At 41.8% G+C, this 7061-nt stretch carries 5 protein-coding genes; all 5 read left to right on the top strand.

The window, feature by feature from the left end; genetic code table 11:
• On the top strand, nucleotides 1-946 hold a 946-nt coding region (locus AKJ31_RS20745; protein ID WP_157052411.1), incomplete at its 5' end, for a type VI secretion system Vgr family protein.
• Nucleotides 943-1752 (top strand): DUF4123 domain-containing protein, encoded by an 810-nt coding sequence (locus AKJ31_RS20740; RefSeq protein ID WP_053410936.1) that lies wholly within the window; start codon nucleotides 943-945, stop codon nucleotides 1750-1752. The genes AKJ31_RS20745 and AKJ31_RS20740, both read left to right, overlap by 4 nt.
• Nucleotides 1742-5353: a hypothetical protein gene (locus AKJ31_RS20735; RefSeq protein ID WP_053410935.1), complete on the top strand. Its 3612-nt coding sequence runs from the start codon at nucleotides 1742-1744 to the stop codon at nucleotides 5351-5353. The genes AKJ31_RS20740 and AKJ31_RS20735 overlap by 11 nt, the downstream gene beginning before the upstream one ends.
• Nucleotides 5354-5362: 9 nt before the next feature.
• Nucleotides 5363-6340 (top strand): hypothetical protein, encoded by a 978-nt coding sequence (locus AKJ31_RS20730; RefSeq protein WP_053410934.1) that lies wholly within the window; start codon nucleotides 5363-5365, stop codon nucleotides 6338-6340.
• 6 nt (nucleotides 6341-6346) lie between these two features.
• A partial coding sequence (locus tag AKJ31_RS20725) for a hypothetical protein (RefSeq protein ID WP_211263073.1) occupies nucleotides 6347-7061 on the top strand: 715 nt, incomplete at its 3' end.

The following is a 7061-nucleotide window of genomic DNA, read 5'->3' as shown; positions in this document are numbered from 1 at the left end:
AGAAATCTACTGCGATGAACACGGCCGCGTTAAGCTGCATTTCCCTTGGGACCGCTACTCTTCTGGTGATGAACACAGCTCATGCTGGGTGCGCGTGTCACAAGGTTGGGCGGGCGCGCAATACGGCATGATGGCACTGCCGCGTATCGGCCATGAAGTGATTGTCTCGTTCTTAAACGGTGACCCAGACCAACCTATCGTCACGGGGCGCACCTATCACGCAACCAACACCGCGCCGTATGCCCTGCCTGAGCACAAGACCAAAACCGTGTGGCGCAGTGAAACGCACCAAGGACAAGGTTTCAATGAACTGAGTTTTGAAGACCAAGCAGAATCGGAAAAAGTCTACCTGCACGCGCAAAAGGACTTTGAGGCGGATGTGCTCAACGACCACACCACGCAAATCCAGCATGATAAGCACCTTACCGTCGACAACGACAGCTTTACGCAGATTAAGAACAATCATCACCTCACAGTGGAGGGCGAAAGCCGCAACAAAATCGCTAAAGACCAAACGCTGATGGTCGATGGCAGCGCGCACCATAAAACGGGCAAGCTATATGCGGTGGATGCTGGCAGCGAAGTTCACCTAAAAGGCGGAGCAAAAATCATTATTGAAGCAGGATCTGAACTGACTCTGAAAGTAGGCGGCAGTTTTGTCAAAGTGGATGCCTCTGGCGTCAGTATCGTCGGCCCAGCGATCAACTTAAACTCCGGAGGAAGTCCCGGCAGTGGTAGTGGATTCGGTGGGCAAATGGCAACGCTACCAAATGGTTTAGAAGCTGTAGCAGCGTCAGATGAGCTAGTTTTTGTGAAACCCACGCCCACGCTATTACAGCAAGTTATAGCTGATGTAAAAATAGGAATGCCTATAACTCAAATCTGCCAGAAGAAATCAGACGGTAGTTGTCCGCTAAGTGACTGTCCGTGTGAAAATAACAAATGACCCCATTGCTTTCAAATCGACAAAACGGTGTAGAGCTAACCTGGTTCGCTGTTGTAAATTTTTATGAGGGGATGCCTCAAGAGGTTTACGGCCACATTCGCCATCATGTGCTGGAACCTCTCTACTTGGCAACCTCATTGGAATCGTTAATGGATAGAAGCCCACTGGTAATAGCTCTCCATGACAACGATCCTATTATCAGTTCCCTGCCAAGAGAGAACACTATCTACTTTTCTGCAGCTAAGGATGTTCCATTAGAACAAGTGTTAAAGCACCTTCGACTTAGGCTGGAAGTCCAGTTCTCAGGTGAGCGCAAAGGTGTTTTCCACTATTACATTCCTTCTGTAGCTAGTTACTTTTTTAGATTTTCCAGTCAAAGAGATACAAGCCAATGGCTAGGTTGCCTATCAAGCGTGTATTTCTATGACCAAGTGATAAGCACTAGCAACGAATGGGGGTATATAGAAGGGGAGTTGGAGCAGAAAAAACGACTTTCAACTTGGGTGCTTACACAATCTCAGGAAATTGCTTTAAATGAAAAATTTGTCGAACAAGAAATCGAAGAATGGGCTAATTCAGAAAAAATAGAACTTATCGATTGGTCAAAACAAAAGAGTGTTAACGTTTTTTGCACACAACATCAAATTGAAGAACCAAGGTTATTGTCTAGATTGCGTCGTTTGGTACATATCTACGGTGTATCTCTAGAACAGAACAGTTTTCAAATAGATACAAATCAAGCGCCAGAAAGTATTGTTGAACAGATAGAGCTGGTATTGTCTAGGGAGAGTCATTATGTCTACTAAATTTGCTTCGAAACCTACCTGCGAAGGTAAAAAGCTATACATCGAAGTTACTGGTATCAAACACGGTTTAGAGCAAGACTTTGAGTTTTACGATCTCACCGACATGTCACAGCAATCTTCTCTTGAAGGAAAAAAAACGATAGATCCTGAGTTAGACGACACCACTGTCTACAGCTGGGATTGGTGTGATGAAAACGAAAACCGCAATGTTTGGCTAAAAATTGAAGCTGAAGACGGTCCGATAAAATTACCTCTATTCCAAGATGTTACGGCTATATCCAGAAAGCCAGATGAACAAGATTATTTGGTCCACGCATTCCTCCCGATGACCTTACTCCCTACTCAAAACAACAAAGCGAAACAAGAGGAACGGCTCGCGCCAGTTCGAGATGGATATTTATACATCATCTACAACGGTAAGTTCTGGCGTGAAATCGAAATAACAACCGGAGAAAGCTCGACTACGTTGTATCAAGATGTCAATTTGTACAAATATCGCACTGGAAGAGATAAGCCGTTCAAAACTAATACGCTTAGACCATCTACAGGCTCCCCCTTAAAGGAGTTGTGGTATCCGGCAAAAGAAAATGGACAACAAACTGATATTCTTATTGCTTTCTCTGAAGTGCAGTGGAGTGGAGCTAGACTTAATTATCTAGAAAATGACTTAACAGAGCTAAGGAAACGTTGCAAAAAACCGTGTACGCCTTTAATTAAGATTAGTGAACTGCCAGAGACTCGTCCGAGATCACTAGACATCGAACTACAACTTGCTGAGCCTTCTTTTTACAACAAAAGCCTAACCGATTCTTATATCAAAGGCCTACTCAATAACGCAAAGAATGAAAGGCAACGTTACGTGCAAGACGGTGCGTTTAACCCCGATAACACACTAGAGTTCGAGTACGCACTTCGTGGTTCAGTCCTGTATGAGCAACTCGCTCAAAAACAGGATCAATTAATTGAAGAGGGGAAGCTTGACCAAGGCGAAAAAATCGAAACAGTACAAGCTGACTCAGTATGGGAAACGTCAACTTGCGAAGATTTTTATCAGCAAGCGAAAGAAAATCAGTTGCGCGGTGTGGTGCTAGAAGATGAATTATTCAATATCCGACACCAAAACTCGCTCGTTGTCGCTGCATCGAACTACTTGCAACAAATACAGTTAGATGCAATCCACCAGCCTCATTATAAAAGTGCAGAACTGTTACAGCATTTCGTACTCATTCCAAAGATTGGTGAGCAAGACAACCCCGCTTATAAGTTCAAAGACAAAATTGTTCGAACTGACCAGAGTACATTTTCACAAACACTACGTACTGTAGTTCGACGTAAATTACATGAAGATATTCCGGCACTTCAAAAACAATTATCAACCCAATTAGCAGCGCACTCTCTAGCAGAAAGCTTAAGGGATATCACCAGCTTAGATGATGCGAATGCTATAGGCGCATATATTTTGGTCAATAATTGTCGTCACGCTATTAACATTGACTCCCAAAAACATGATCAACTGCTACCTGAGTTAGAAAAACAAACATCCGCTCTTGCTTTGAATGCTGGCAAGATCTTTTTTAGCGATTCTGCTCATCCACTTCGCCATGTCTTATTTGGTGACACATCGATGGGTACCTCGCTTTCTGAGATGCTGGAAGATAAAGAGATCACACCAGAATATAAGCAATATGCGGATGATAGTAACGATGGTTCTGGTTTGTTAACCATGGAGAACCTTGCGAGGTTAGTGGCAACTGACTTGGCGCTTGAAGCAGATGCTGTCATTCAAGCTGAAGCCACAGCCTTAGTCAAAGCAGCGGAAGAAACTGAGCAATCTCTTTTCCCTCAAATAAGGCGCTTCGTCAACGCCGCAGACAGTGCATTTAGCAGCTTTTTTGAAAACGGCATCACATTAAAAAATGCCTTAGCGACCGAAACCTTAACTATTCAATTTAACAAACTGTATGTTGAGAACTTAGGCCTTCTCAAGGCATTAAGTGGAGATAAACTATCTTCAATGGTCTTCAAACCGGTAACAGGTGGAGAAGTTTCTGGTTACATTATTGGTTTGGGGAGTTCAACTCAACCCCATAGCGGTGTAACTCATGGTGCTCAAAGTTATCTCTATGGAAATAGAGGGACGAAAAACTCCTTTGGAGATATCACTCAAGACGGTGCCGTTATTGCTTCCACCAGTAAAACTAGAGCACCAAATAAAACTGAAGTACCAGAGACCGCAGCGTCCGTAGTCGTACTAAAAAACACTAATTCAGAACTGGTAAGGATGTTAGAACACGACAAAAAGCTACTTAAAGAAGTGCAAAATAAAAATCTTAGTAAAACTAATGCCTATGAACAGCTCAAAATGCCCGTTTTTATATTAGCCGTTGAGCTTTGGAATGTTAGAAATGCATGGGATTACTTTAAGAATAACAGTTATGACATAGCTTATAGCATAACCAATTTGATAAGTGCTTCATTAGATATTGGAATTGCTGCTACTCACAGTCATAACTTAATGAAACAGTACGGACCTATTTTCAATCATTCCAATCAAGCACTTTATACCTTTAAGCCTGAGACAATTGCTAAATTTAATAAAACTAAATATGTGCAATTACGCGGTAGTGTAACAGTTCTGGGGGCGGCCAGCTTTGCTGCTGGTCTTGTTACAGCTGGATTAATGGTTGTCGATAGTATTCGGTTGTTTTCTAAACAAGATACCGATGCAGCTATAGGAATGGCAATGATGGCTGTTGGTGTAGGAATAGGCACAGTTGGCGGATTGCTGTTTACTTCGTCTCCAATAGCTTTGGGGCTAGGACCGATTGCATGGATTGCATTAGGAATCACCCTTACTGGTTTTGCCATTGTTTATTTTTTTACCGATGGCCTACTAGAAACTTGGCTAACAAATGGACCTTTCGCCAAAGAGCATAAGGATGCCAAGCTAACTTATCTTATTACTGATCCAGATGACGCTTTTAATCAACTACTCAGTATATATGTATCCCTATCAATCGAAAGCCATAAGATTGAAGAGGGTCCTCTCAAGGCCGCCAAAAAACAGCAGTTAAAACAACATGGGATTACACATTATGTTCATGTACGCACTAATCTGCCTCAATTGCTGAATATGAACAAAGAAGATGTAAGCTTCCATGTCGAAAGTCGTGAACTGTTAGATATGTACAACGTAACACCACGATACGATCCAATCATGAGAACACACACCACATCAAGGTTACGCTATGCAAGCTTAAAACCTAAGAGTATTGAACCAGTAGAAGTGATTAATACAGCTGAAGGTAAACTTTATCTGTACAAAGCTACACATAGCATTCCATCGTCAATACATTCATATCGAGCGTCGTACCAATACGATCGAAGAATACAAGTTATGGCACAATTAAGAGCAGGTAACTTTGTTTTCCCTCAACCTCCTATCGATAAGGTTGAGATTACCAAGCAAAGAGTAAACGAGGGTGTTATTGATATCGATACACCAGATTTTGGCGATAAGAAAATTGATTCTATAAAAGATATATTTATCAGTACACCTAACTATTACTGGGCTAACTCTGACGATATGATGGGCTCTTAGGAACAAACAATGAACAGCGAATATTATCAACATACCGCTTTTAACAGCAGAAAACGATATCATTTATCGCCAGAAAGTGGCGATAACAATCTACTAAAGAAATTTCTAAAGTCAGGCTCACGAAAATTGCCTTTCAGCAATCCCACTAATGAAATCAGCACCAGAGTAGATCTGGATAATAAACCTGGGTTAATAGAAAGATTACGTGAAATAAAGCCAGAACTTGAACCGTTCTGGGATCACAATGAGTTGGTAGTCGAAAGACCTAGTCATTGGTTTCACGCTTACAGCCTGCTATCAATAGTACTTGGAAAAGGCGTGATTCTGATACTTCTACCATTGACGTTAGTTGTAAGTGGATTTTTAGGGTTACTAATTCCTGACGTATTCAACGAGTTCCTATTTCCATCCGTTAAGTGGGTGTTTATCCCTGCTGCGATTCTATGGCTACAGTTGGAGCTTATGGATCGCGGTTATTGGACACCAACCTGGATTATGACCTCAAAGAAGGTATTTACGCTCAACCGAAAAACAGGCATGGTTACCCTTTATAAGGGTAACGGTAAGGTACGTTACTCTCACCCATTAGTTGAATTTGATTGCGTTTTGGTCAGTGCGCCAAGCCAACAAGGGTTGATGAACTATAGTCTAATGTTGGTACATCGATACAATGGCTCTATGCATGGTGTCCCACTGAGCTCACTAGCAACACCGAATGAATCGGTTTCAGAATATTATCGCATTTGGAATATGATCTTATGTTATATGGACATATCCCAACCTTTGCCAGATTGCCTCATTCTTGAAGAATCTCGACACCTCGATCCCGTGACTGCTGAGTACGACAAGAAAACTGGCAGAAACCCACGATACTGGCGCGATATGAGTGAAGAAGAATATAAAGCGACACTCGAAGCAATCAGAAACAAACAACAAGGCAAGCTTGAAACAGGCCCTGAATTAGATATATTTGCAGAAATCAATTAAATACTTATGAACAGCGAATATTACCAAGACACTACCTTTAACAGCAGAAAACGATATCATTTATCACCAGAAAGTGACGACAACAATCTACTTAAGAAATTTCTAAAGTCAGGCTCCCGAAAATTGCCTTTTAGTAAGCCTATAAGTGAAATTAGCACCAGAGTAGATACGGAAAATAAACCTGGGTTAATAGAAAGGTTACGTGAAATAAAGCCAGACCTTGAGCAGTTTTGGAATCACAAAGAGTTAGTGGTGGAAAGACCAAGTCATTGGTTTCAATTTTATTACATTGTTTCAGCATTAGGTAAAGCTAGTATCTGGTTTGCTTTACCCATTTATACGATGGTTTGTGTTCTTGGTGGTTTAATACACGACGGTAGTTTTCTAGAAGGTTTCAATGTGGGGTTTATACCTGCTTTAAAATGGGTATTCCTCCCTTCCAGTTTTCTTTGGCTGCAAGTAGAGCTAATGGATCGAGGGTATTGGACACCGACCTGGATTATGACCACAAAAAAGGTATTTACGCTTAATCGCAATACAGGCATGGTAACCCTTTATAAGGGTAACGGCAAAGTACGTTACTCTCACCCTATAGTTGAATTTGATTGCGTTTTAGTGAGCACGCCAAGCCAACAAGGATTGATGAACTACAGCCTAATGTTGGCACATCGATATAACGGCTCTACGCATGGTATCCCACTGAGTTTACTAGCGACACCGA

The sequence above is a fragment of the Vibrio hepatarius genome (assembly GCF_001274785.1).
GTDB classification, from domain to species: Bacteria; Pseudomonadota; Gammaproteobacteria; order Enterobacterales; family Vibrionaceae; genus Vibrio; species Vibrio hepatarius.
The sequence above is the reverse complement of the archived record's forward strand: the minus strand, read 5'-3'. Positions and strand labels throughout refer to the sequence as shown.

Bases quoted from the DNA above. Each gene is read 5' to 3' on its own strand.
- AKJ31_RS20740 (WP_053410936.1), top strand. From the start codon at position 943: ATGACCCCATTGCTTTCAAATCGACAAAACGGTGTAGAGCTAACCTGG.
- AKJ31_RS20735 (WP_053410935.1), top strand. From the start codon at position 1,742: ATGTCTACTAAATTTGCTTCGAAACCTACCTGCGAAGGTAAAAAGCTA.
- AKJ31_RS20730 (WP_053410934.1), top strand. From the start codon at position 5,363: ATGAACAGCGAATATTATCAACATACCGCTTTTAACAGCAGAAAACGA.